Raw genomic sequence first — 973 nt, 5'->3', positions numbered from 1 at the left:
TCATTGAAGCGGGTATTGATAAAGATGGTAATGCCATTGGTAACCAAACTGCGGGCGGTACACTGAAAGTGATTGACCCAGATGCGGGCCAAGACAAATTCCAAGACGTCACGGCAGATCAGCTTGAAGGCAAGTTCGGTACGTTTAGTTTTAACTCAGAAACGGGTGAGTGGACATACGAGCTGGACGAAGATAAAGCGGATAAGTTAGATGTGGGTGACGTCCGTACAGAAACCCTAGTTGTTACATCCGCTGATGGTCGAGATAGCCACAAGATTAAAGTAGAAGTTAAAGGCAGCAACGATGCGCCAACAGTCGAAGGCTCTCTGACTAAGACCACTCATGAAAACGCATCACAGAAGACTCTGAATCTGCTTAAAGGTGCTGACGATGTTGATGCTAGCGCTGAGCTCTCAATTGCAGATCTAGGTACTTTGCCAGACGGCTTATCTATTGCTGATGACGGTCATACAATTATTATTGAACCAAGTGAGTTTAATCATCTTGGTGAAGGTGACAGCGAAAAAATTGTTCTTGAGTACAATGTAGTAGATGGTGAAGGCGGCATCACACCGCAAACCGCGGTCATCACGATCAATGGTAATAACGACGATCCAACGCTGGAGACGCCAGAGAGCGACAAGCGCTTTGACGATGGTGACATCGTTACCTTTAGCGTGGCGGGGAACTTCGCTGATGAAGACGCGGGTACACAGCTGACGTTCAGTGCTGACGGCTTGCCAGCGGGGCTGACCATCTCAGCCGACGGCACCATCAGCGGCACGATTGATACCAGCGCTTCGCAAGGTGGCACAAACGGTCAGTACGAAGTGACCGTGACGGCGACCGACGGCGAGGGCACACCCGCGACCGACACCTTCATCATTACCGTGGGTAACCCAGGGCCAGACTTCATCAATGAAACCAGCGGTCAAGACGATGACACGTATGTGATTGATGAGATGTTTGAGAA

The 973-nt window shown here is 49.9% G+C and carries 1 protein-coding gene; it reads left to right on the top strand.

Translation table 11 applies throughout. The annotated features are described in order from the left end of the window. Positions 1-973, top strand: a 973-nt coding sequence (locus F0231_RS20875) for a VCBS domain-containing protein (RefSeq protein WP_216612392.1), incomplete at both ends; no start/stop codon positions are given.

The organism is Vibrio sp. RE86, assembly GCF_013114545.1.
Taxonomy (GTDB): Bacteria; Pseudomonadota; Gammaproteobacteria; order Enterobacterales; family Vibrionaceae; genus Vibrio.
The sequence above is the reverse complement of the archived record's forward strand: the minus strand, read 5'-3'. Positions and strand labels throughout refer to the sequence as shown.